We start from the raw sequence: 23,378 nt of genomic DNA on the forward strand, positions 1-23,378 counted from the left end.
CTGAGCGCCGGCGCCGCCTAGCAAAAAGGCCCGGAGATCGCTCTCCAGGCCTTTCGCATTCTCGCGATGCTCGGGGGCTGGACTTACTTGCCCGCCGCCGTCAGGGCGTCCATCAGTTCCGGCACGGCCGTCTTGTAGTCGGCCACGAGGCCGAAGTCGGCGACTTGGAAGATCGGCGCGTCGGCGTCCTTGTTGATCGCGACGATCACCTTGGAGTCCTTCATGCCGGCCAGGTGCTGGATGGCGCCCGAGATGCCGATGGCGACGTAGAGCTGCGGGGCCACGACCTTGCCGGTCTGGCCGACCTGGTAGTCGTTCGGGGCGTAGCCGGCGTCGACGGCCGCGCGCGAGGCGCCGACGGCGGCGCCCAGCTTGTCGGCCAGCGGCTCGATCACGCGCTGGAACTCTTCGGCCGAGCCCATGGCGCGACCGCCAGAGACGACGATCTTGGCCGCGGCCAGTTCCGGACGATCCGACTTGACCATCTCTTCGCTGACGAAGCGGGTCTTGGCCGCATCGGCGCCGCCCACGGTCTCGACCGAGGCCGAGCCGCCTTCTTCCGCCGCCGCGAAGGCGGTCGGACGAACGGTGATCACCTTCTTGGCGTCCGACGACTGGATCGTCTCCAGGGCGTTGCCGGCATAGATCGGGCGCGTGAAGGTGTCGGCCGAGACGACCTCGACGATCTCGCTGATCGGGGCGACGTCCAGCTTGGCGGCGACGCGGGGGGCGAAGTTCTTGCCGCCCGAGGTGGCCGGCACCAGGATCGCATCGTAGTTGCCCGCCAGGGCCAGGACGGCGTCGGCTTGCGCCTCGGCCAGGCCATGGCCCAGGGCGTCGCTCTCGGCCAGCAGCACCTTGCGGACGCCGCTGATCTTGGCGGCCGCGTCGGCCACGCCCTTGGCGCCCTTGCCCAGCACCAGCACGTCCACGTCACCCGACAGCTTCAGGGCGGCGGTGACGGTCTTGTGGGTGCCATCGCGCAGGTGCGCGTTGTCGTTATCGGCGACGACGAGAACAGCCATTACAGCACCCCCGCAGTGTTGAGCTTGGAAACCAGATCGGCGGCGGTTTCGACCTTGATGCCGGCCGAGCGCTTGGCCGGCTCGGTGACCTTGACCACCTTCAGGCGAGGGGCGATGTCGACCGCGTAGTCGGCGACCGCCTTACTGGCGATCTCCTTCTTCTTGGCCTTCATGATGTTGGGCAGAGACGCGTAGCGCGGCTCGTTCAGGCGCAGGTCGGCGGTGATCACGGCCGGCAGGTCGACGTCCAGGACCTGGAGGCCGCCGTCGACTTCGCGGGTGACCTTGGCGGTCGAACCGGAGACCTCGATCGCCGAGGCGTAGGTCGCCTGCGGCCAGCCGAGCAGGGCCGACAGCATCTGGCCGACGGCGTTGTTGTCGCCGTCGATCGCCTGCTTGCCCATCAGGACCAGGTTCGGATTTTCTTCAGCCACGACGGCCGCCAGCAGCTTGGCCACGGCCAGCGGCTCGGGATCGGCGTCGGTGGTGATCAGGACGCCGCGATCGCCGCCCATGGCCAGGGCCGTGCGGATCGTTTCCTGAGCTTGCGCCGGACCGATGCTGACGATGACGACCTCGGTCGCCACGCCCTTTTCCTTGAGGCGCACGGCTTCTTCGACCGCGATCTCGCAGAAGGGGTTCATCGACATCTTGACGTTCGCAAGGTCGACACCGGTCTGGTCCGCCTTCACGCGGGCCTTGACGTTGTAATCGATAACCCGTTTGACCGGGACTAGGACCTTCATCGGTTTCCACCGCCTCCAGGCTGCTTTTTATCCATGCTTGGCCTCCGACTTACCGCTTCGGCGCCGCAATGCAAGTTTCCCTTTGCGTAAGCGTAATGCGTAAAGTCGGGTATGGTTCAAACGGTTGTACGATTTTAAGCGCTTCGCGGGTCGGCCGCATCGGCTGAGCCAATTCCCTTACGTGCGGAAAGGCGGGCGAGCGTGGCAGCCGAAAGTGTGAGCGGTTTCGGCGGCCGCCACGCTCCATCTCTAAGTGTTAGAGCCTGTTTGTCCGTTTCTGATGTTCCATCAGAAACGGACAGGCTCTAAAGAGCGCCCATGAACAAGACTTTCACCCGCCTGAAGTACATCTTCCTGGGCCTGTTCGTGCTGCTGAGCGGCGCCGCCCTGACCTACCACGTCGTTTGGGTATGGCCGAAGGCGAAGTGCGAGGAGCAGGGTCGTCCCTGGGCCGGCAAGTGGATGAAGTGCGGGCGGGTCTATTCGATCGAGACCCTGACGCGCCGCCCGCTGAACGTGCCGCCGATCAATGGCGAGGCGCCCGCGTCGCCCGCGCCCGCGGCGACCCCTGCCGCTCCGGCGAAGAAGTAGGCTCTACCGCGTCGCGCCGGGCTTCCAAAGGACGTCGGCGCGGCCCTTGTCGTTGCTCCAGCGCGCGGCGACGAACAAAAGATCCGATAGCCGGTTCAGGTACTTGATCGCCGGCTTTCCCACGATCTCGCCCTCCGTCTCCGACAGCGCCACGCAGGCGCGTTCGGCCCGGCGGCAGACGGTGCGCGCCACGTGCAGGGCCGCCGCCGCCGGCGACCCAGCGGGGAGCACGAACGAGGTCAAGGGCTCCATCTCGCCGTTCAGCAGGTCGATCTCCTGCTCCAGCCGCTCGACCTGGCCTTCGAGGATGCGCAGCGGCTCCCATTCGGGCTTGCCGTGCTGCTCGGGCGTGGCCAGGTCCGCGCCCAGGTCGAAGAGGTCGTTCTGGATCCGCTCCAGCATGGCGTCGAGCGCCGGATCGGCGCTGGTGTGCTGTCTCGCGACGCCGATCGTGGCGTTGGTCTCGTCGACCCCGCCATAGGCTTCGACCCGCAACGAGGCCTTGCTGACCGGCGCGCCGGTGGCCAGGCGCGTCGAGCCGCCGTCGCCGGTGCGGGTATAGATGCGATTGAGCGTGACCATTCGTCGCGGGTTCCGTTTCGGCGAAGCAGCTTAGCTACGCGCCGCCACGCCGCCACCAGAACGCGGCGGCGACCAGCACGATGATGGCGATGAACTGCAGCAGCACCCGCAGTCGCATCAGCTTGTTGGAGTACGAACGGCCAAAGTCGCCGCCGCGAAACAGGGCGTAAAGCCCCGCGGCCAAGGCGAGCAGAACCGCCAATAGCGCGGCTGGGACGAGGAAATCGAACAGGTGGCTCATGGCCTCGGAGAATAGGGCGTTGCGTCAAGCCGCGCCATAGCGACCGGAGCCATAAGGGGGCGTCAGCTGGAAAGCGCGGGGCGGTCACCGCCGCGAACGGCGACTCGGTTCGATGACCTCGGTCCGATGAGTCAATTCGGCGAACTTGTTCGTTGAGCGGATTTGTCGCAGTGACGCTTTGAGAGCGCTCCCATATCTATATCCCGCGCCCCTTGTTCGGGGATTTGAGTTCGTTTTCGCGGTTGCAATGGCGCGCCCCTAGCGTTATTGCGCCCGCTTCCTATTTCTCAGTGCGCGTTCGTTGAACATGATCAACCTCCCCCACCGCGGATCGTTCAACGCTTTTCACTCACCCCAGCGGGGGTAGGAGTTAACTGCAATGGCCCAGAGCACTCTGCTCTCGACCAACGCTGCGCTCTCCGCGTCCGATCGCGAAGATGCCCTGGCCGAAGTCCATCAACTGATCACCGACCTGCGCGACGCCGCGCAGGATGGCCGTCAACTGGCCCGTCGTTACGCCGACGTCCTTCAGAATGTCGTCGACGAGTACTGCATCGAATTCGAGAAGCGCGCCGAAGCGGCTCTCGCCCGCCTGGAGGCCGCCGCATGAGCTTTGTGTCCGTGAACATCGAGTCCGCCACCGACTCTCCGGTGAAGCTGACCCGCCGGGCCCTCGCCAAGCAGCGCACCCGTGAACGCGTCCTGGCCGCCGCCCGCGGCCTGTTCAGCGAGCGCGGCTACGAAGGCGCGACCATCCGTGACATCGCTCAGGCGGCCGGCATGTCGACCGGCGCCGTGTTCGCCAGCTTCGCCGACAAGTCGGAGCTGTTCGAAGAAATCCTGACCGCCGACTACGAAGTCGTCTACGCCCAGATGACCCAGGCCTCGCGCAACGCCAAGACCGTCGATGAAGCCCTGCTGGGCCTGTTCGGCGTCGCCTACGGCTTCCACGTCGAGCAACTGCCGCTGCTGCGCGCCAGCATCGCGGTGTCCTGGACTCGCTCGGAAGCCGCCGAGCGTCGCGCCCGCAACGACATCAAGCACCTGTTCCGCCTGATCGCCGACGCCCTGCAACGTGGCATCGACCAAGGCCAGCTTAAAAAAGATATCGACGCCAAGCTCTTGGCTGAGATGAGCTGGGACGTGTATGTCGCCAACTATCGCCGCGCCGTCTACGACGGCTGGTCGGTGGAAGCTCTGCTGGCGCGGCTTTCGGATCAACTGAAGGTCATCTTCGCGGGCGCTCGCGCCTGACGAACGAAACTGGGCGCTCCGTTCGGGGGAACGGAGCGCCTTTGTAACAGCGACGCTAGCGTGTTCGAGGGGGACGTGCGTGGGCGTAAGAACTGACCAGAAGGCGGCGACCCGGGAACGGGTGCTCGAAGCCGCCAGGGACCTCTTCAACGAGGTCGGCTACGATGAGACGACCATCCGCGCCATCGCTGAGCGCGCGGGGGTCTCCGTCGGGAGCGTGTTCACGACCTTCGCTTCCAAGGCGGAGGTGCTGAGCCATGTGATGGACCACCGTCTTGCCGAGCTCTATGCGGAGTTCGACCGCGTGGTGCCGTTCCTGCGCGGCAGCACGGCCGACAAGCTGTGCTCGATCTTCGCCATCCACTACGAGTACGAGACGCGGCGGGTGAAGCTGTTCCTCGCCCACGTCGCGGCCTCGTACAATCCGAACAACGATCCAGGCGTCACGCCCTACGGGCGCAATCCGCGCCTGAACCAGATGCTGCTCGACGTGCTGGAAGAGGGCGTGCGCAAGGGCGAGGTGCGCCCCGATCTCGAGCCGCAACTCATCGTCGACACCTTGAAGGCCTCGTACGCCTGGAACTACCGCATGGCCGCGGCGGCCGGCGGGAACCTGCCGGCGGCCCAGATGTCGGCGGTGATGGACAAGCAGATCGGGGTGATCGCCGAGGGCTGGAAGCCGCGCTAGGACGCCGAAGGTCCGCGCGCCGGGAACAGGGCCGCCTGTCAGGAATTGTTAACGCGCCAGCCAGGAGCGTCGGCATGCGCGTCACCACCTCGTCCGCAGTCCTTTTCGCCGCCCTTCTGGCGGGTTTCGCGGTTCTCGCCGCGACGCCGGCCCTGGCCTGTTCGGCGCGGGCCATGGCGGGCGAGACCGTCTCTGGACCGGTCCTCGACGTTCCCGCCGCCGGCGTGATCTGCGTCGCCTTGGGACCCAAGCCTTCCGACTGGGTGCTGGTGCGGCTGGATGGCGGGGCGTCGATCGACCGCAAGATCCTGATGGCCGCCGCCTTCTCCCGGCGCGTCGACTGCGTGATGAGCGCCGACGGCCGGGGCCGCTGCAGCCTCGACGGCGCCGACGTCGTGACCCTGGCCCAGACGCCGACGGTTCAGCAGGCCGCGATCAGCTGGCGCTGAACGCCTTCTCCTACTGCGGTCCCGCGCCCGGATTCTGGAACTCGAAGCCCGGATCCTTGCGGCCCTTGCCGGTCCCGAAGGTCCAGGCCAGGGTGATGCGGATATTGCGGGCGTCGGGGTCGCGGACCACCAGGCTCTTGAGCGAGGGCGTGTCGATCACCTGCTTGTCGCGGTAGAGGCCGAGGGCGTCCTGGACGGAGACCAGCAGGGACAACTGCTCGCTCATCTTGTGGCGATAGCCCAGGTCGATGCCCCCGAAGGGCATGGCGTAGCCTTGCGGCGTCAGGCGCTTGCCGACCATGACGCCGTTGATCTGCAGGAGATCCTTGGGCGTGGCCTGCCAGCTCAGGCTGGCGCGGCCCTGAACCGTCGTGCCCTTGCGCTTGTCGGTAAAGCCAAGGTTCGAGCCGTCCAGCTGCGCCCAGAACAGGGTGCTGCTGAGGTTGTAGGTCAGCTTGGGCGTCAGCTTGCCGTTCAGGACCAGTTCCAGGCCGCCGTTGCGGGTCTGGGCGACATTGGCCTTGGTGGTGACGAAGACGCCGCCGCCCCGGTCCGTCACGACATCGGTCACCACCTTGTCGTTCTCGCGATAGAACAGAGTGGCCAGGGCCATCACCGGCGCCCTGCGGTACTGCCAGCCCAGCTCGAACGAGTGGGTCTGCTGCGGCTTAAGGTTCGGGTTGCCGACCCGGTAGTTCAGCGGGTCCAGCAGGAACGGCACGGGATTGAGGTCGAACGGGCCGGGGCGCTGCAGGCGCTCGCTATAGCTGGCGGTCAGCTTCTGCTGGTCGTTCAGCTTGTAGGACAGGTGCAGGCTGGGCATCAGCCGGGTGGTGTCGTTGTCGGTCTCGCGGCCGGTCGAGGTCAGATCCAGCTTCGACTGCTCGTAGCGCAGGCCGGCCAGCATCGTCAGGTCGCCGAGCGGGCGCTCGTAGGTGACATAGGCCTGGCTCAGTTTTTGTTCGTAGAAGAACGTGTTGGTCAGGCCGGGATCGATGGCGAGGCCGCTCAATGCGCCGCCGCTCAGGCCGACATTCTCATAGGCGTTGTCGTCGAACTGCAGGTCGAAGCCCAGCTTCAGGGTCTGGCCCGGACCCATGGGCCGGACATAGTCGCCCTTGAGGTCGGTCTGGCGGGTGTCGTAGCCCAGCCGCTGCTGATCGTAGGCGCTGGAGGCGCTCGGCGCGGTCGCCAAGGTGTGGCCCGTCCGCGTGCGATTGTCGTCGGTGACGTCGTAGCTGAGCCGCAGCGACAGCTCGTGGCCCTCGCCGTCGAACTTGCGGCGCAAACTGCTGACGATCGCCGCGTTCTCACGCTTCTGGCGGATCGAGAGGTCGCGCCCATAGGCCTGGACCAGCGCGCCGGCGGCGTCCTCTCGCGTGGTGTCGGCCGTGCTGTCGAGCGCCAGGTTGAAGCGCGACAGCCGCGCCTCGCCGCCGATCCGCAGCTTGTCGGAGATGTCGTAGTCGACCGTGCCCTGGCTGGTCACGCCGTCGATGTCGAAGTCGGTGGAACCTCGCGTTTCGCTGTCGAGACTGGCCTGCTGGCGGCGCTCGTAGTCGACCTGGTCGAACACGTCGCGGCGGTAGTTGATATCGCCCGAAGCCGACAGCTTGCCGCTGTTGTAGCCGATATTCCCCGACAGCCCGCCGCGGCCGTGGTCGCCGCCGGTGACGCGGATCGAGCTGGTGCGACCCGAGCCCTTGGCCTTCTTGGTGATCAGGTTGATGACCCCGCCCGTGCCATCGGCGCGGAACTCGGCCGAGGGGTTGGTGATCACCTCGACGCGGTCGATGCGCTCGGCCGGCATCTGCTGCAGCGCCTGGCCGCGCCCGTCGCCGCTGAACAGGCCCGAGGGCTTGCCGTCGATCAGGATGGTGACGTTGGGATCGCCGCGCAGGCTGACATTGCCTTGCACGTCGACCTCCACGGAAGGGACGTTGCGCAGGGCGTCGGCGACGCCGCCCGACTGCGCGGCCAGATCGCCCGCGACGCTGTAGCTGCGGCGGTCGATCGAGGTGCGCACCGCCGGAGCGTCGGCCGTGATGGTCACGGCGCTGACGCCATTGGCGCCGTCGCCGGGCTTGGCGGCGGAGGGTTTCGCGGCCGGCGCCTGGGAAACGGGCGGTTGCGCGGCGGGAGAGGCCGCGGCGGCGGCTTGGGCGGCGAACGCGATCCAGACGATACCGACAGGCACTGCGAAATTCCCCCCTAGGTCGCTGGCGTCAGCGACGGACTAGGCTAGGATACAGCTGTATTCTCGCGTAAAATACAAATGTAATTTCGGTAATGGAGTGGGCGCGTGCGGATTTCGGGCGCCGAGAGTCAGGTCATGGAAGCGCTGTGGCGCTGCGGTCCGCTGACGCCCGAAGGCGTGGTGGCGCAGGTGGGCGAGGCTCACGGCTGGGCGCCCGGCACGGTGAAGACCCTGATCACGCGCCTGCTGAAGAAGGGCGCTATCGCCGGTGCGCGCGAGGCGGGCGGTTATCTCTATCGGCCGCTGGTGTCGCGCGACGACTATGTGCAGTCCGAGAGCCAGAACCTGGTCGATCGCCTTTTCGGCGGCGAGGTGGCGCCCTTGGTCGCACACTTCGCGCAGCACCGGGCGCTGACGCCTAAGGACGTCAAGCTGCTGAGGGACCTGATCGCGGACATCGACGACGATGGCTGAGCGCTTCGCGGACCTGCTGAACCTGAACCTCGCCCTGGCCGTCGCGGTCGCGGCGGTGATGGTTCTGCGCCTGCCGGCGCGGCGGCTGTTCGGAGCGCGGGTGGCGTACGGCCTGTGGAGCCTGCCGCCGCTGGCCGGGCTGGCCATGCTGCTTCCCACGCGGGTGCTGACGGTCAGGGTTCCGGCGGCTTCGGTCGAGCCAGGGCGGGCCTCGGTCCTGTCGGCGGAGACCCTGGCCCGTGCGCCGGTCGATATCCGGCCCTATCTGGCCGGGCTGTGGCTGTTGGGCATGGTCGCCAGCCTGGCCTGGCTGGTCTGGAACCAGGTCCAGTTCGCCCGCGCCGCCCGCGCGGGAAAGGCCGGGCCGGCGGTGGTCGGCGTGCTGCGGCCGCGCGTGGTGGTCCCCGACGACTTCGAGCGCCGTTACACCCCCCGCGAGCGGGAAGTGGTGCTGGCCCATGAACAGGCGCATCTCAAGCGCCGCGATCCGCCGATCAACGCCCTGATGGCCCTGGCGACCTGCATCCACTGGTTCAACCCGGCGGTCCACGTGATGGGACGCTGGCTGCGCATCGACCAGGAGCAGGCCTGCGACGCCGGCGTGGTCGCCGCCTATCCCAAGGCCCGCCGCGCCTATGCCGAGGCCATGCTGAAGACCCAGCTGGCCATCCGTCCGCTGCCGCTGGGCTGCCACTGGGCGACCCACCCGCTGGCCCAGCGCGTGAAGCTGCTGTCGCGCCGCACGCCCAGCCGGGGCCGCCGCCTGGCGGGCCTGTCCTGCATCGCCCTGCTGGTCGTGGGCGGCGCCTCGGCCGTCTGGGCCTCGCGGCCGCCGGACGTGGTGATGGCCGTCGATCCGCCGCGCTTCGTCGAACCGCCTCCCCAGGCGCCGCGTCCGTCCCCGGCCCCGGTCGCGCCGCGCGCGCCCACGGGCTCGCCGCATCGCGCCGTCGCGGCCCCGACCCTGGTGGCCGTGGCCGAGCCTGTCCTGGAGCCGGTCGCCGAGCCGGCGCCCGTCGTCATCGCCCCGCCGATGCAGATGCGACGAGCCCGGATCATCCAAGCCGTCGCCGACCGCTCGCGGGTCCAGCCCGGTCTGGCGGTGCGGGTGGTGGCCAGCGGCGTCGCGCCCGACGGCGCCCGCCTGTGGGCCGACTTCACCGCCTTCGGCTCGCAGCGGCTCTATCGCAAGGGCGCCTATGAGCGGGCAGGCAGCCGCTATTCGCTGTTCACCAGCGTGGTCCAGCAGGGCGAGCGTCTTTTAGTGACGGTCAGTCTGGGCCGCAGCTTCCGGCCTGAGCTCACCGCCTCGATCGAGCTTCCGCCCAACCAGTCCGGCGTCGTGCGCCTGCCGACCGGCCAGGACATCGTCGTCACCACCAGCGTCCGCGCCGAGACACCCGAAGAGATCGAGGAAGGCCGCCAGCTCACGGCCTACCAGGCGATGTTCGAGGGGATGCGGCGCTCCGAGCGCGGTTAGGCTTCTTTCGTCAGCCTCAGATCCTGATAGTCGAAGCTGAAATCGGCCAGCGGCGAGACCGCCTTGACCAGGGCCGAGACGACCTTGCCGTCCTTGAGGTCGAAGGTGAAGAAGGCGTCCTCCTGGGTGCGGTCGTCGAACACGGTCTTGAAGGTCTCGCCGTCGAAGACCTCTAGCTTGCCCTTCAGCAGCGGGGTCTTGTCGAAGGCCACGTGCAGGCCCTGCGCCTTACCCTTCCCGACCACCTTGATCGTCACCGTACCGTACCAGGGGTCGCGATAGACGCCAGCATAGGCGCTCAGCGGCAGGCTGGGCTTGGCGCCAGACGACGGCGTGGCGGCCTTGGCCGCGTCCCGGATCGTATCGGCGTCGGCCTGGGCCTGGACGCGCTTGGACGAGGCGATCCAGTCGAAGTCGCTACGGCCCTGCAGGCGGTCCGGCCCGCCGTAGCGCAGCGAGCGCAGGACCGGGTTCTCCTCGGCGTTGGTCATCACCATGATGCCGGACTTCCGACCCGGCAGCAGGCCCGTATAGGAGATGAAGCCGGCCAGGCCCCCGGTGTGCCACAGCAGCCGCTCGCCGCGATGGTCCTGCACGAACCAGCCCAGGGCGTAGGCCTGAATCGACGGCCGCGCCGGGTTCTCCGTGGTCGGACCATCGGTCGAACTGGTGATGGTCTGCGGCTTCCACATTTCCTTGGCCGAGGTCTCGCTCCACAGGCGCTTGCCGTTGGGCGACAGGCCAAGGCCCAGCTGGACCATCAGCCACTGGGCGATGTCCTTGGGCGTGGAATTGACCCCGCCGGCCGGACCCGCCGCGTCGAAACTGCCGTCGAACGGCAGCACGGTCTGGGGGCCCAGGCCCCGCACCGGCGGACCCAGGCGGCAGTGCGGCTCGGCGCGGTGGGCGCGGTCGACCAGGGCCGGGCTGGAGACGGTGTCGTTCATGGCCAGCGGCTGGAAGATCCGGGTCTTGATGACCTCTTCCCACTTCTGCCCGGTGACGGTCTCGATCAGCACGCCGGCGGCGACATAGAGGACGTTGTCATAGGCGTAGCCGCCCCGGAACTGGCCGCCGATCGGCAGGTATTTCAGCCCGGCCACGATGTCGGCGCGGGTGTGGGTGGGCGAGGGCCAGATCATCAGGTCGCCAGCGCCCAGGGTCAGGCCGCTGCGATGGACCAGCAGGTCGCGGACGGTCATCAGCTTGGTGACGACCGGATCGCTCATCTGGAACGACGGCATGTACTGGGTGACCGGCGCGTCCCAGGCCAGCTTGCCCTCCTCAACCAGCATGGCGATCAGGGCGGCGGTCATGGCCTTGGTGTTGGAGGCGATGCCGAAAGCGGTGTTCTCGTCGACCCGACCTTCTGTCCCCAGGCGCTTGACGCCATAGCCCTTGGCCAGGGTGACCTTGCCGTTCTCGACCACCGTGACGCCCAGGCCCGGCTGGTCGGGGAAGGCCGCCATCACCTCCTGGGCGAACTTGTCGACCGCCGCCCCGACCGCGCCGGTGTCCTGCGCGAAGGCCCGGTTGCCGAACGCCGCGAGGCCGCCCGTGGCGAGAGCCGAGACAAGGGCGGTGCGGCGGGTCGTGGCGAGCATGGGCGATCCTTCGGCGTGAGGCAGGCACGCTAAGCTGATGCTCGTGGAGGCGGCAAGGGGCGCTAAGCCTCAGTTCCCACCATCCAGCAGACGGCGCGCGATCACCTGGGCCTGGATCTCGCCCGCGCCCTCGAAGATGTTCAGGATCCGGGCGTCGGCCAGCAGGCGGCTGGCCACATATTCCATGGCGAAGCCGTTGCCGCCGTGGATCTGCAGGGCGTTATCCGCCGCCGCCCAGGCGACCCGCGCGGCGATCAGCTTGGCCATGCCGGCCTCAAGGTCGCAGCGCTTGCCTTCGTCCTTCTGGCGGGCGGCGTAGTAGGTCAGCTGGCGCACGCCCATGATCTCGGCGGCCATCATGGCCAGCTTGTTGTGCACGCGCGGGAAGTCGAAGATCGCCTGGCCGAACTGTTGGCGGTCCAGGGCATAGCCAAGGCCGGTCTCCAGCGCGGCTTGCGCCACGCCGACGGCGCGGGCGGCGGTCTGGATGCGGGCGCTCTCGAAGGTGGCCATCAGCTGCTTGAAGCCCTGGCCCGGAACCCCGCCCAGCAGGTTCTCGGCCGGCACGGTGAAGCCGTCGAAGCCCAGTTCGTATTCCTTCATGCCGCGATAGCCGATCACCCCGATCTCGCCGCCGGTCATGCCGTCGGCGGGGAAGGGGGCCTCATCCGTGCCGCGCGGCTTGGGGGCCAGCAGCATCGAGAGGCCGCGATAGTCGGTGGTGGCCGGGGCGGTGCGGACCAGCAGGGTCATGACGTCGGCGCGGGCGGCGTGGGTGATCCAGGTCTTGTTGCCGGTCACGACGTAATTCTCGCCGTCCAGCACCGCGCGGGTGCGCAAGGACCCGAGGTCGCTGCCCGTGTTCGGCTCGGTGAAGACGGCGGTCGGCAGGATCTCGGCGCTGGCGATCTTCGGCAGCCAATATTCCTTCTGAGCGTCCGTGCCGCCGGTCAGGATCAGCTCGCCGGCGATCTCCGAGCGGGTGGCCAGCGAGCCGACGCCGATCCAGGCGCGTGACAGCTCTTCGGAGACCACGCACATGGCGGTCTTGCCCATGCCGCTGCCGCCATATTCCTCGGGGATGGTCAGGCCGAACACGCCCAGCGCGCCAAGCTCTTCCACCAGCTCGACCGGGATCAGCTCGTCTTTCAGGTGCCACTCGTGGGCGAAGGGGGTGACCTTTTCCTCGGCGAAGGCGTGGAACTGGTCGCGGATCATCTCGAAGGTCTCTTCGAGGCCCGTCTGCTCCAGGGTCGGGCGACCGCGCGCCTCGGCCAGGCGCTGGGCGATGCGGGTCTTTACGGCCTGGGTCCCACCCTCGACCATCAGTTTCATCAGGCCGTTGGAATAGAGCCGGTTCAGCACCGCCCGGTCCTCGACCAGATGGGCCGGGCGGACGATCTCGCCCTGGTTCATCGGCACGCCGCCGACCAGTTGGGCGCAGTATTCGGAAAACAGCAGCTGGGCCAGCAGGGCCTCGATCTCGCCGAACCGGCCCTCGTCCCGCAGCCGCTCGGCCCAGCCGGCGACCTGGTTCAGCAGCTCGGCATAGGCGGCGTACCAGCCATAGCCATGGACGCGGTGCTGATGGACGTCGGCCAGCTTGCGGTCGATCTTGCCGCCATCCGGGGCGATATGGGCCAGCACCGGCGGCTTGGCCTCGGCCACGAACAGCCCCGCCGCGTCGGCGGCCTCGCGCAGAAGGCCGGTCAGTCCCGGGAGGACGAGGTTTTCGGCGTTGTCCCGCGCGATCGTCGTGGTCATGGCTTGCTCCCCTTGGCCAAACAGGTGTTTTAAGCCAAACAATTGTTTTCTTTCACCGTGGCGCATTTCGCACCTGCGAGCAATGCCGCGCTGCAGCATAACGATCACAAAACGGGGAGTCCGATGCTCAAGGTCCACCACCTCAACGAGTCGCGCTCGCAGCGGATCCTCTGGCTCCTGGAGGAGCTGGGTCTGCCTTACGAGATCGTCCAGCACACCCGCGATCCGCAGACGCGCCTTGCGCCGCCGTCGCTGACCGATGTGCATCCGCTGGGCAAGTCGCCGGTGATCGAGGACGCCGGGCAGGTGGTCATCGAGTCCGGCGCGATCATCGACTACGTCATTCGCCGCCACGCCGGCGGCCGGCTGGCGCCCGCTCCCGCCAGCGCCGACTACGACGTTTACCAGCAGTGGCTGCACTATGCCGAGGGCTCGGCCATGCTGCCGCTTCTGCTCAACATGTATGTCGGCCGCCTGGGCGAGGCCGGCGCGCCGCTGCACCCGCGCATCCAGGGCGAGATCGCCAACCACCTGGCCTTCGTCGACAAGCATCTGGCAGGGCGCGAGTTCTTCGTCGGTGACACCCTGACCGGCGCCGACATCCAGATGAGCTTCGTGCCCGAGGTCGCCAAGGCCATGGGCAAGCTGCCGGAGTACCCGCACATGGCCGCCTGGATCGAGCGGATGCACGCGCGCCCGGCCTGGAAGGCGGCGCTGGACAAGAGCGGTCCCTACGCCCTGGGCGCTTAGGCGATCTGGATCGTCAGTGGCGCGCCGCCGGCGGCGATCACCAGCAGGCGGTCGATATTCGGATGCGCGCCGGGACGCTGGCGCGCATCCGTCGTGTGCTCGGCGAAGACGGCCAGGCCATGTTGGGCCGCTTTCTCATCCAGGGCGCCGAAGGTCTGCTTCAGATATTGATAGACGGCCACCGAGCCCTGCTTGCCCGGCTGGTTCTCGATAGTGCCGACCACGGCGCCCTGGGCGTCGATGAGGTCGACGCGCTGAACGCCTTCGATGGGCGGCAACCGCTGAAGGTTGTCCTTGAAGGACGCGCCAGGTTGGATCATCGCCAGCTTCTCCTGAGGGCTTGAGGTCGTCGCGGGCGCGGCCTGTAGCCGCCTCGCCAACTTTTTTCAACATGAACGAAATCTGCTGAAGCTGTCCGCGCAACCGTTCAGCTTCGCCCTGTCATGGTCTGTCTCACGGGGTTGCTGACCCCGAAGACATTCAAAAGGGACTTACGACCATGACCATCAACACGAAGATCAAGACCATCGCCCTGACCCTGGGCGCCGCCGCCACCGCTCTGTCGCTGGCCGCCGCTCCGCAAGCCAGCGCCGGCGTCGTCGGCTGCAAGGCCTCGGGCTCCAAGCAGGAAGTCGGCGCGGTCGTGGGCGGCCTGCTGGGCGCTCTGGCCGGCAACAAGATCGCCGGCAAGGGTGATCGCGGCACGGGCACGGCCATCGGCGCCGTGGTCGGCGCTGGCGCCGGCTCGGCGGTCGGCTGCGGCATGCAGAAGAAGGACGCGGCCCAGGAGGTCGGCGGCATCTACAAGTCGGGCGGCTATCGCTACGCCCAGACGGTGCAGGCCGCTCCGCTGGTCGCGACCAAAGGCAAGTATGTCGCCCGTTCGACCCTGAACCTGCGCGCCGCCGCCTCGACCCGCGGTGAACGCCTGGGCGCGGTCGCCTCGGGTGAGACCTTCCAGGCCCTGGGCCGCACCGGCGACGGCAAGTGGATCCTGGTCGGCCAGGACGGCGTCGGCGTCGGCTACGTCAGCAGCGCGTACGTCTACCGCGCCTAAAGAGGTCTGAGTTTCGGGGCGCGTCCGCTCCGTCCCTCTGGCCGCGCCACGAAGAGAGCCCGTTCGGTCGCCCCCATGACCGGACGGGCTTTTTCGTGTGTCGGGCCTAGGACAGCGCGCTAACCCCGCCGAGCCAGGTCTGCCAGATCACCACCAGCGCCCAGTGCAGGATCACGGCCGGCCAGATCGAGCCGGTCCGGCGCTTCATCACCGCGCAGCCCAAGCCCAGCACGGCGCAGCACAGCAGGAAGTCCGGGCGCAGGAAAACCGAGGCGGCGGACTTCAGGAAGGTCACCGCCTCGAAGACGTGCCAGAGCGTGTAGAGGCCGGTGGACACGGCGATCTCCAGCCTCGGCCGAGCGCTCTCGTTGGGGCCGGGTGTCAGCAGGCCCCGGAAGGGGATTTCCTCGCCGAGCGCGGGGATGAAGAACACCACCAGCATCCGCGGAGCCAGGCCGGGTTCGGTCGGCTGGAGCCGGTAGAGGCCGGTGACGAAGCCGATGGCCATCATCAGCGCCAGGGTGGCGGCGGAGACGGCGAGGCAGAACGCCCAGCCGCGCGGGGCGGGCAGGGTGCGGAGGCTGGTGAGGAGGCGGTGGCGGTAGATCGCTAGATTCGTCACCATGCCCCACCTCCGTTTCCCCGGCGAAGGCCGGGGCCCAGATCGAACCCACCAGGAGCCGAGACGTACACGAGGCCGTTGGCGCGATCACCCCAGACGCTCAGGCTGTATCGGGGCCCCGGCCTTCGCCGGGGAGAACGGATTTGAGAGAGGCCGAACCTGCCCTAAGTCCGCCACCGCAGTGTCTGGTCCTTCACCGGATTGACGAACGCTCGGCCCTCTTTCCGGCTTGCGGCCCACTCCCGCTTGCACTGGTGGTACCAGCGGGCCTGCTGGTCGGCGTCGCCCACCCACATCAGCGGCGGGTTCTGGCGCAGCCCCGGCGTCTGGGCCGCGACGATGGCCCCGTCCTGACGCAGGAAAGCCCGCGCCGCCACGCGGATGATCGGATAGAGCGCCGTGAAGGCCCAGTGATCCGACCACATGATCTGGTTCATCCGGGTCTTGCCGGCGTTGATCGGGGTCATGGCCGACAGGGCCAGCACCTGCTTGTCGCCCACCGTCACATGCTCCCAGCGCAGGCCCGGCAGGCGGAAGGTGATCTCGGTCAGCGGCTCGCCGCCCAGGATGGCGTAGGCCTTGGAATTCTTGGACGGCTCGTGCCGCACCATGGTGAAGCCGGCCTCGGACGGGCAGAAGGTCTTCTTCTTCTCGTGCTGGCTGGTCTTGGTCCGCCACCACCATTGCTGGTGCACGAACGGCCCATGGGCCGGGTCGATCAGGCCCAGCACGGCGTGATCGATGTGGATGTCGTAGTCCAGGTGGTCGACCAGCTTGGGCTTGCCGCCCACGACGCCCGGAATGACCGGTGGCGGCTCCGGCGGCTGGCCGTCGAAGCGGGGGTCCGACGACATCCAGATCCAGACCAGGCCTTGTTGTTCGACCGTGGGATACTTGCGCACCCGAACCTTGGAGATGTCGAAATCGCTGTCGGCGGTCAGGGACGGGATCGACTTGCAGGCGCCGTCCGGCCCGAAGCGCCAGCCGTGATAGGGACACTCGACGCTGTCGGTCCCGTCGGCCTCGCGATGCACGCGGCCAGCCGACAGAGCGGCGGCGCGGTGAGGGCAGATGTCGCGAATGGCGTAGACCTCGCCCGCGCGGGTGCGTCCCAGCAGCACCGGCTCGGCCAGGTATTCGCGCTTGTCCATCTTGCCCGGCTTCAGGTCGGGCGACAGGGCGGCGACATACCAGGCGTCCCAGACGAAGCCCTCGCCGAACTTGTCGATCGGCGGCTTGGCCGTCGGTCTGGCTTTCAGGAGCGGAACGTCGTCGGCGGGCATGGGGCGCTTCTAGCGGTTGGGTGAACGCTGCAAACCAAGGCGCGATGTCGCACGCCAATGCGACAGCCGTACTCAGGCTCGGGAAGGCGACAGCCAAAGTTGTGGGCGGTTTGTTTCCGCCAAGTCCCCCGACCGTGTTCCCCCGAACACGTCCCTGCCAGAAGGAGACGTCACCGCGACGCGGCGGTCTCCACCAGGCGCTGATAGAAGCGCACCATTCGCCCGACATTGTCCAGGCTGATGTGCTCGTCGGTGCCGTGGATGATCTTGGTCTCGTCGACTTTCAGCACCAGCGGCTGAAAACGGTACACGTCGCTGGCCACGCCGCCGAGGTAGCGGCTGTCGGTGCCAGCGGTGACCAGGCCGGGCACGACCGGGGCCTTGCTCTCGTCGGCGGCGAGGCCCGCCAGGGTCTTCCAGGCGTCGGAGCTGGTCGAGGAGATCGGCGAGGGCTCGTCGGTCTTGGTCCAGCTCAGCTCGACCGGCAGCTTGCCGACCGCGTCCTTGGCCCGCGCCATCACCTTGGCCGAGCTGTCGCCCGGCGCGATGCGGTAGTTGATCCAGGCGGTGGCGTCCTGCGGCAGGACGTTTTCCTTCGGCGAGCCCTTCAGCATGGTCGGCGCGATGGTGGTGTGCAGCATGGCCGCGCCGGCCGGCGTCTTGGCCGTGACCTTCACCAGCAGCGGCGCGAACAGCCAGGTATTGGCCGCGAAGACCTTGACCACGGGCGAAGCGTGCGGGGCGATGGCCTTCAGCATGTCCGCGCCCGGACCCTGGAACTTCATCGGGGCCTGGTGCGCGTCGATGGCCTGCACGGCCTTGGCCAGGGTCACCACGCCGCCGCCGTCGGCCGGCGGGGCCGAGGAGTGGCCGCCGACCGCCGGGGCCACGACCTTCATGGTGCCATAGCCCTTCTCGGCCGTGCCGATGATGGCGGTGGGCTTGCCGGTGACGGGATGGTCGGCGACCACGGCCATGCCCTCGTCGAGCACGAACTGGGCCTTGATGTTTCGGGATTTCAGCAGGGCCGCGGCGGCGCGGGCCCCGACGCCGCGCACCTCCTCGTCATGGCCGCTGACCACGATGACGGTGCGCACGGGCTTGAAGCCGCTGGCGGCCACCGCGTCGATCGCCTCGAACAGCGTGACCAGGGAGCCCTTGTCGTCGATCGAGCCCCGGCCCCAGACCGCGCCGTCGGCGACCACGCCGTCGAACGGCGGATGGGTCCAGGCGCCCTCGCTGCCCGGCGTGACCGGCACCACGTCCTGGTGGGCCATCAGCACGATCGGCGGCAGGGCGGGGTTCGAGCCGGGCCAGGTATAGACCAGGGTGTGCTCGGCCACGACCTCGCGGGTCATGACCTTGTGGGCCTCGGGATAAGTCGCCTGCAGCCAGGCATGCAGCTTGTCCCACTCGGCTGGCTGATCCTCGGCCTTGTCCTGGTGGCTGACGGTCTGGAAGCGGACGGCCTCGGCGAGATGGCTGGCGGCCTTGTTGACGTCCAGCGGACGCGCGGCGGCCAGCTTGACGCTGGCGGGATCGACCACGGCCGGGGCCTTGAAAGTGGCGGTCCGCACCGCGACCACGGCCGTCACGGCCAGGACCAGACCCACGGCCGTCAGCGCGACCTTACCCCCGACACCCATCACGCACTCCCCAGGCTCTCTGGCCAAACACTTGTTGGAAGCGACTGTGCGTCGGCCGGGCGCGGCTGGCAATGGCGCCGTTGGGGAGCCCTGAGGCTACCCCTCGCTCAGCTCCTGCACTTCTTCGAACGTCCGCAGGCCGGGCCGTTGCGCGCAGACCAGCACGGCCATGTTTCCCGGCAGGTGCTGGTTGGCCAGCATCTTCTCGTGGGCGGCGGGGATGTCGTTCCAGGGGAAGACTTCCGACAGGCACGGGTCGACACGGCGGTCGATGACCAGCTGGTTGGCGGCCGAGGCCTGCATCAGGTTGGCGAAGTGCGACCCCTGCACGCGCTTCTGGCGCATCCACAGGAACCGGGCGTCCATGGTCAGGTTGAAGCCGCTGGTGCCGGCGCAGATGGCGACCATGCCGCCCCGTTTGACCACGAACACCGAGACCGGGAACGTCGCCTCGCCGGGGTGCTCGAACACCAGGTCCACGTCGCGGTTTCCGGTGATCTGCCAGATCGCCTTACCGAACTTGCGGCTCTCCTTCATGTAGTCGGTGAACTCAGGGCCGTTGACCTTGGGCAGCTGGCCCCAGCAGTTGAATTCCTTGCGGTTCAGCACCGCCTTGGCGCCCATCGACAGCACGAACTCACGCTTGTCGTCGTCGCTGACCACGCCGATGGCGTTGGCGCCGGCCACTGCCGCCAGTTGCACGGCGAAGACGCCCAGCCCGCCGGACGCGCCCCAGACCAGCACGTTCTGCCCCGGCTTCAGCTCATGCGGCTTGTGGCCGAACAACATGCGGTAGGCGGTGGCCAGGGTCAGGGTGTAGCAGGCGCTCTCTTCCCAGGTCAGGTGCTTGGGGCGCGGCAGCAACTGGCGCGACTGCACCCGGCAGAACTGGGCGAAGCTGCCATCCGGCGTCTCATAGCCCCAGATCCGCTGGCTGGATGAGAACATCGGGTCGCCGCCGTTGCACTCCTCGTCGTCGCCGTCGTCCTGATTGCAGTGGATGACGACCTCGTCGCCCAGCTTCCAGCGCCTGACCTTGGCGCCGATCTTCCAGACGATGCCCGAGGCGTCGCTGCCGGCGACGTGGAAGGGCTGCTTGTGGCCGTCCAGCGGGCTGATCGGCTCGCCCAGCGCGGCCCAGACCCCGTTGTAGTTGACGCCGGCGGCCATCACGAGGACCAGCACCTCGTCCTCGCCGATCTCCCAGGTGGGCACCACCTCGACCCGCATGGCCTCCGTCGGCTTGCCGTGGCGCCCCTTGCGGATGCTCCAGGCGTACATGGTCTTGGGCACATGGAAGGCCGGCGGGATCTCGCCGATCTCGTAGAGGTCCTTCAGGACCGGCGTCTCAGACGTCTCGAGCGTCATCTCTGCTCCCCATTCCTTGGCCGTCTTCCGCGTTGCAACAACGCGTTAGGGCCAAACTAGGCCATGCGCGCCCGCTTGTTTTCGGGTCTCGCCCGCGAGGCTGAGACAACTGTTTGAAACTGGCAAGCGGAATCTTGTGCGTCGCAGCATGGTCCAGGGAGAAGACCCCGGGGAAGGTTGCGAGCCCGGGCGCGGCGGGCCACGGTGGCGGCCATGATCCACGTCTCACGCCCCGATCCCGCCATCGCACTCGTCGAGCTCGACACCGCTCCCGCCAACGTCCTGGCCATGGCCGAACGGGCGCGGCTGCTGGAGGCCTTCGCGGCGATCGAGGCGGACAGGGCGGTGCGGGTGGTGGTCCTGACTGGCCGCAATGGCGCGTTCTGCACGGGTGACGACTTGGCCGAGTCGCTGTCGCGCGACGTCCCGACCCAGAGCGCGGCGATCCTGCATTTCCTGGCCATGTGCGACCGCGTCGCCGCCTGCCGTGTCCCGGTGATCGCGGCGGTCGACGGCTGGTGCATCGGCGGCGGACTGGAACTGGCCCTGGCGGCCGACATCCGCCTGGCCAGCGACCGCGCCAGCTTCGCCTGCTCGGCGGTGCGGATGGGCCTGACCGCGTCGGCCGGACGCCTGACGCGGCTGATCGGCGAAAGCCGCGCCAAGCCCCACCTGCTGACGGGCGCGCCCTTCGACGCGGCGCGGGCCCTGGCGGACGGGATCGTGGCCGAGGTCCATCCGGCGGCCGCCCTGCTGGGCGCCGCCTTGGCCATGGCGCGCATCATCGCCTCCCGCGCGCCCCTGGCCATCGAAGCCACCAAGCGGGTGGCCTCTGGCGTCTCGACAACGGAAGCCGAGACCCCCGGCTTGGCCGCCAGCGCCGACCACGCCGAGGCGCGGGCGGCGTTCATGGGCAAGCGTGCGGGGGTGTTCGCCGGGCGCTGAGCGGTCTAGCGATGATCCTCCGCGGCCGCGATCGCGGCCTTGGCGGCGAGGATGTAGGCGGTCGTGGTGCTGACCGTGTACTCGCTCTCGAACCACAGGAACGGCCAGTCGGTCATCATCTCCGGATAGTCCGGCTTGACGACCAGCACGCCGGGCGAAACCCCGCCGGCGATGAAGCCGTAGTCGGCGCGGTTATGGCCGTAGCCGTTCAGCTTCGATCGCGTCCCGACGGTCGAGACCAGGGACAGGTTGTTGGCCGGATGGCGACCCAACAGATAGTCCAGCGCGCGCAAGGTGTATTCCGACCCGATCAGGTCGGGGAACGCCTTGTGCAGCAGGTACATGTTGGCGCCGAAGCCGGCGACCTCGCCCGAGCCCGCCCATGAGCCCATGCTGATCGGAACGCCGAACGGATTACCCGCCAGGTCCTTGTCGAGCTTCGGCTTGACGCCGGCGACCAGGGTCCGGATCCGCGCCTTGTAGGCCGCGTCCATATAGGGGATGGCGCGGACGGCGGGCGCGCTGACGCGATCGAAATTGGCCTCGATCGCCGGCGTTAGCGCTTGCAGCCGCTGGGTATAGACCGGGTCGCCGTTGGTGGTGATCACCAGCTCGACCGTCGCGGCGACCTTGGCCAGGTCCAGGAACTTGGCCATGAAGCCGCTGTCGTCGCGTCCGTCGCTGCCATTGGCGGTTTCGTTCTGGCGCGCGGCCCACAAGACCTTGGCGGCCGCGAGCGCCTCGGCCGACATCGACGGATCGGAGTCCTTCAGCGCGCGGCTGGCGGCCGCCAAGCTGCCGGCCACTATCAGGTCGTTGGCCGGATAGGCGGTGGTGAAGGCCCAGCGGTCGTCGGCCGAGCCCGAGCGGTCACCCTTGGTCTCGTTCGGTCCAAGCGACTCGTCGTGGATCTTGCCGTCGGTCTGCGAGCCGGCGTCGCCCAGGTGTACGTACTGGCGCAGCTTGGGATCGACGATGCCGACGATCGAGTGGCCGAAGACCTTGTACTGCGCCAAGAGCTGCAGGGTTCCGTGGCGGACAAGCTGCAGGGCGTCGGGCGCGCCGTCCGGCTTGCGGATCTCGACCTCGCGGGCCGCCTCGTCGACGCTGGTCTCGTCCCAGTCCAGGCCGAACAGCTCGCGCGTCCAGACCAGGTCGCGCACGACCTGGGCGTTCTGCGGCGTCTGGATGTCGTAGTCGCCGGCGTCCTGGAAGCCGCCGACCGCCAGTCCTGGGATGTGCTCCCCGGGCTTGAATGGCGAGTCGAGGTTGGCCCCCATGCGATAGCCGTCGAAGTGGACGATGTTGGGCGGGGCCTGCACCGCGTCGTCCAGGTGCGAGGCGCGCTGCCAGACCCGGTACTGCTCGCGCACGGTCATGTGGTCCATCTGCACGGGCAGATAGGTGTCGAGCGACGGCTGCCAGATGCGCCCGTAGGCGTCGGCGGCGATCGGGAAGGGATTGGTCGTCTTGCCCGCGTAGGAGATGGCGTAGACGCCCGGCTCGCGCACGCTGGAGAAGTCGAAGGCGGCGTAGGTGTAGCGCAGCCACTTGCCGCGCGGCTGCACGGCGGCCTTGAACACCGGCTTCTGGCCGCTGTCGGTCAGCTTGACCAGGGTGGCTTCGGCCGGCGCCTTGAAGGCCGGGTCCAGCTCGATCAGGGCGACCTTGTCCCGCCCTGGGGTGTAACCCGCTTGGTTGAACGAGACGACCGGGGCGCGGGTCCAGCCGGGGATCATGTTGGGCCGCACATGCCAGACGACGGCGTCGTTCTTGGCGCCCGCGGCGATCATCGAGCGGACCACGAACCAGCCGTTCTGGGCGCGGTTGCGGGCGTCGTAGAGGGCCAGCGGGGCGTTGGCGGTGATGGTGACGCGGGTGGCGGGGTCTTCCGGCGACAGGGTGACGCTGGTCGCGCCCGACGCCATCGGCAGGGGATCGCCCGAACCGTCGGGCGCCATCGGGCCGTTCGGATTGCGTGGGAACAGACCCGGCTTGTCGCCCATCAGATAGGACTTGCCGAAATAGGCGGTCGGCAGGAAGTCGAGGTTGAAGCCGGCCTTTCCGACCAGTTCCGGCGGCAGCGGCGCGTCGAGATCCACCGCGATGCGGAAGCCGCCGTCCTCGGGCGTCACCTTGACGCGATAGTCGAGCTTCTCCTTGGGAAAGCTCGAGCGCACGATGATCTGGCCCGCCGGGTCCAGGGTGCGCTCGCCGAACATCGGCACCGGATCCCACTGCTCGGGCGTGGGATTGAGCCGGACCTCGCCGTCGGTGGCGATCCGCTCGCCATGCAGCACGATCTGGATGCCGGCGTTCTTCTCGTCGAAGAAGATCGGACTGAAGTGGTTCTGCTCGACGATGACGCTGAGACCCGGAGCCTCCAGCGTCTGCTCCGCGCTCACGCGCGGCGTCTGGGCCTGGGCGGCCGTGATCGCCAGCATCGAGCAGGCGGCCATGCACAGCGTGGCTTTGGTCCTTCGCATCTCAATCTCCTCCCGTTACCGGTAACAATTTTTATTCTTGGCCAGCGGTGCGCTTGAGGTCACCGATCTGGAGGCGTCTTCATCGCCGGCTGGTCCCCTCAGGAACCGGCAAGCTCACATTCGCGG

Annotated in this window: 23 protein-coding genes; 10 read left to right on the plus strand and 13 right to left on the minus strand. The window is 68.2% G+C overall.

Annotation, left to right across the window (positions count from 1 at the left end):
* Positions 1-83: 83 nt before the first annotated feature.
* Complete coding sequence (locus tag ACW175_RS02700) at positions 84-1,025, minus strand: electron transfer flavoprotein subunit alpha/FixB family protein (protein WP_492103128.1); 942 nt, start codon at positions 1,023-1,025, stop codon at positions 84-86.
* Positions 1,025-1,771, minus strand: a complete 747-nt coding sequence (locus ACW175_RS02705; RefSeq protein ID WP_492103129.1) for an electron transfer flavoprotein subunit beta/FixA family protein — start codon at positions 1,769-1,771, stop codon at positions 1,025-1,027. Before ACW175_RS02705 ends, ACW175_RS02700 begins: the two co-directional genes overlap by 1 nt.
* Before the next feature lie 318 nt (positions 1,772-2,089).
* Between ACW175_RS02705 and ACW175_RS02710 the strand changes: the two genes are divergently transcribed.
* Complete coding sequence (locus tag ACW175_RS02710) at positions 2,090-2,362, plus strand: hypothetical protein (RefSeq protein WP_492103130.1); 273 nt, start codon at positions 2,090-2,092, stop codon at positions 2,360-2,362.
* A 3-nt stretch (positions 2,363-2,365) separates the two neighbouring features.
* Here ACW175_RS02710 and ACW175_RS02715 read toward each other — a convergent pair whose 3' ends face one another.
* Entirely contained in the window at positions 2,366-2,944 is a 579-nt protein-coding gene (locus tag ACW175_RS02715) for a cob(I)yrinic acid a,c-diamide adenosyltransferase (protein ID WP_492103131.1), read from the minus strand.
* A gap of 34 nt (positions 2,945-2,978) precedes the next feature.
* A complete protein-coding gene (locus tag ACW175_RS02720; protein WP_099575721.1) occupies positions 2,979-3,185 on the minus strand; it encodes a twin transmembrane helix small protein in 207 nt (68 codons plus the stop codon).
* Positions 3,186-3,564: 379 nt separating this feature from the next.
* Here ACW175_RS02720 and ACW175_RS02725 point away from each other — a divergent pair, with 379 nt between their 5' ends.
* The 4 genes from ACW175_RS02725 to ACW175_RS02740 all read left to right on the plus strand — a co-directional run bounded on the left by ACW175_RS02725 (position 3,565) and on the right by ACW175_RS02740 (position 5,576).
* Entirely contained in the window at positions 3,565-3,795 is a 231-nt protein-coding gene (locus tag ACW175_RS02725; RefSeq protein ID WP_492103132.1) for a CC0731 family SpdR-regulated protein, read from the plus strand.
* A complete protein-coding gene (locus ACW175_RS02730; RefSeq protein WP_492103133.1) occupies positions 3,792-4,439 on the plus strand; it encodes a TetR/AcrR family transcriptional regulator in 648 nt (215 codons plus the stop codon). Before ACW175_RS02725 ends, ACW175_RS02730 begins: the two co-directional genes overlap by 4 nt.
* Positions 4,440-4,518: 79 nt before the next feature.
* On the plus strand, positions 4,519-5,127 hold the full coding sequence (locus tag ACW175_RS02735; protein WP_492103134.1) for a TetR/AcrR family transcriptional regulator: 609 nt from the start codon (positions 4,519-4,521) through the stop codon (positions 5,125-5,127).
* 74 nt (positions 5,128-5,201) lie between these two features.
* Entirely contained in the window at positions 5,202-5,576 is a 375-nt protein-coding gene (locus ACW175_RS02740; RefSeq protein WP_492103135.1) for a hypothetical protein, read from the plus strand.
* A 10-nt stretch (positions 5,577-5,586) separates the two neighbouring features.
* Here the strand turns inward: ACW175_RS02740 and ACW175_RS02745 are convergent, their stop codons facing one another.
* Entirely contained in the window at positions 5,587-7,773 is a 2,187-nt protein-coding gene (locus ACW175_RS02745; protein ID WP_492103136.1) for a TonB-dependent receptor domain-containing protein, read from the minus strand.
* 105 nt (positions 7,774-7,878) lie between these two features.
* Between ACW175_RS02745 and ACW175_RS02750 the strand changes: the two genes are divergently transcribed.
* Positions 7,879-8,247 (plus strand): BlaI/MecI/CopY family transcriptional regulator, encoded by a 369-nt coding sequence (locus tag ACW175_RS02750; protein ID WP_492103137.1) that lies wholly within the window; start codon positions 7,879-7,881, stop codon positions 8,245-8,247.
* Positions 8,240-9,727 carry a M56 family metallopeptidase gene (locus ACW175_RS02755; RefSeq protein WP_492103138.1) on the plus strand — a complete coding sequence of 496 codons (1,488 nt, stop codon included), beginning with the start codon at positions 8,240-8,242 and terminating at the stop codon, positions 9,725-9,727. The genes ACW175_RS02750 and ACW175_RS02755 overlap by 8 nt, the downstream gene beginning before the upstream one ends.
* Here ACW175_RS02755 and ACW175_RS02760 read toward each other — a convergent pair.
* Positions 9,724-11,331, minus strand: coding sequence for a serine hydrolase (locus ACW175_RS02760; protein ID WP_492103139.1), 1,608 nt, complete (start codon positions 11,329-11,331; stop codon positions 9,724-9,726). The genes ACW175_RS02755 and ACW175_RS02760 overlap by 4 nt on opposite strands.
* 69 nt (positions 11,332-11,400) lie before the next feature.
* Positions 11,401-13,095, minus strand: coding sequence for an acyl-CoA dehydrogenase family protein (locus ACW175_RS02765; RefSeq protein ID WP_492103140.1), 1,695 nt, complete (start codon positions 13,093-13,095; stop codon positions 11,401-11,403).
* Positions 13,096-13,218: 123 nt separating this feature from the next.
* On the opposite strand from ACW175_RS02765, the gene ACW175_RS02770 reads away from it, so the two are divergent.
* Positions 13,219-13,845 carry a glutathione S-transferase family protein gene (locus ACW175_RS02770; RefSeq protein ID WP_492103141.1) on the plus strand — a complete coding sequence of 209 codons (627 nt, stop codon included), beginning with the start codon at positions 13,219-13,221 and terminating at the stop codon, positions 13,843-13,845.
* Here ACW175_RS02770 and ACW175_RS02775 read toward each other — a convergent pair.
* Complete coding sequence (locus tag ACW175_RS02775; RefSeq protein WP_492103142.1) at positions 13,842-14,165, minus strand: DUF2322 family protein; 324 nt, start codon at positions 14,163-14,165, stop codon at positions 13,842-13,844. The genes ACW175_RS02770 and ACW175_RS02775 overlap by 4 nt on opposite strands.
* Positions 14,166-14,344: 179 nt before the next feature.
* Here ACW175_RS02775 and ACW175_RS02780 point away from each other — a divergent pair, with 179 nt between their 5' ends.
* Positions 14,345-14,902 carry an SH3 domain-containing protein gene (locus ACW175_RS02780; protein ID WP_492103143.1) on the plus strand — a complete coding sequence of 186 codons (558 nt, stop codon included), beginning with the start codon at positions 14,345-14,347 and terminating at the stop codon, positions 14,900-14,902.
* Between the two features lie 106 nt (positions 14,903-15,008).
* Here ACW175_RS02780 and ACW175_RS02785 read toward each other — a convergent pair whose 3' ends face one another.
* The 4 genes from ACW175_RS02785 to ccrA all read right to left on the minus strand — a co-directional run bounded on the left by ACW175_RS02785 (position 15,009) and on the right by ccrA (position 19,821).
* Entirely contained in the window at positions 15,009-15,527 is a 519-nt protein-coding gene (locus ACW175_RS02785; RefSeq protein ID WP_492103144.1) for a CPBP family glutamic-type intramembrane protease, read from the minus strand.
* 161 nt (positions 15,528-15,688) lie between these two features.
* The gene (locus ACW175_RS02790; protein WP_492103145.1) at positions 15,689-16,807 is read right to left on the minus strand and encodes a Rieske 2Fe-2S domain-containing protein; all 1,119 of its coding nucleotides are present in this window, start codon (positions 16,805-16,807) and stop codon (positions 15,689-15,691) included.
* A 170-nt stretch (positions 16,808-16,977) separates the two neighbouring features.
* Positions 16,978-18,453 carry a M20 family peptidase gene (locus ACW175_RS02795; protein ID WP_492103146.1) on the minus strand — a complete coding sequence of 492 codons (1,476 nt, stop codon included), beginning with the start codon at positions 18,451-18,453 and terminating at the stop codon, positions 16,978-16,980.
* A gap of 96 nt (positions 18,454-18,549) precedes the next feature.
* Complete coding sequence (ccrA, locus tag ACW175_RS02800; protein ID WP_492103147.1) at positions 18,550-19,821, minus strand: crotonyl-CoA carboxylase/reductase; 1,272 nt, start codon at positions 19,819-19,821, stop codon at positions 18,550-18,552.
* A 213-nt stretch (positions 19,822-20,034) separates the two neighbouring features.
* Between ccrA and ACW175_RS02805 the strand changes: the two genes are divergently transcribed.
* On the plus strand, positions 20,035-20,766 hold the full coding sequence (locus ACW175_RS02805; RefSeq protein ID WP_492103148.1) for an enoyl-CoA hydratase/isomerase family protein: 732 nt from the start codon (positions 20,035-20,037) through the stop codon (positions 20,764-20,766).
* A 5-nt stretch (positions 20,767-20,771) separates the two neighbouring features.
* Here ACW175_RS02805 and ACW175_RS02810 read toward each other — a convergent pair whose 3' ends face one another.
* Positions 20,772-23,252 carry a glycoside hydrolase family 9 protein gene (locus ACW175_RS02810; protein WP_492103149.1) on the minus strand — a complete coding sequence of 827 codons (2,481 nt, stop codon included), beginning with the start codon at positions 23,250-23,252 and terminating at the stop codon, positions 20,772-20,774.
* Positions 23,253-23,378: the final 126 nt, after the last annotated feature.

It is taken from the genome of Caulobacter sp. FV1ye6ST, from assembly GCF_058681225.1.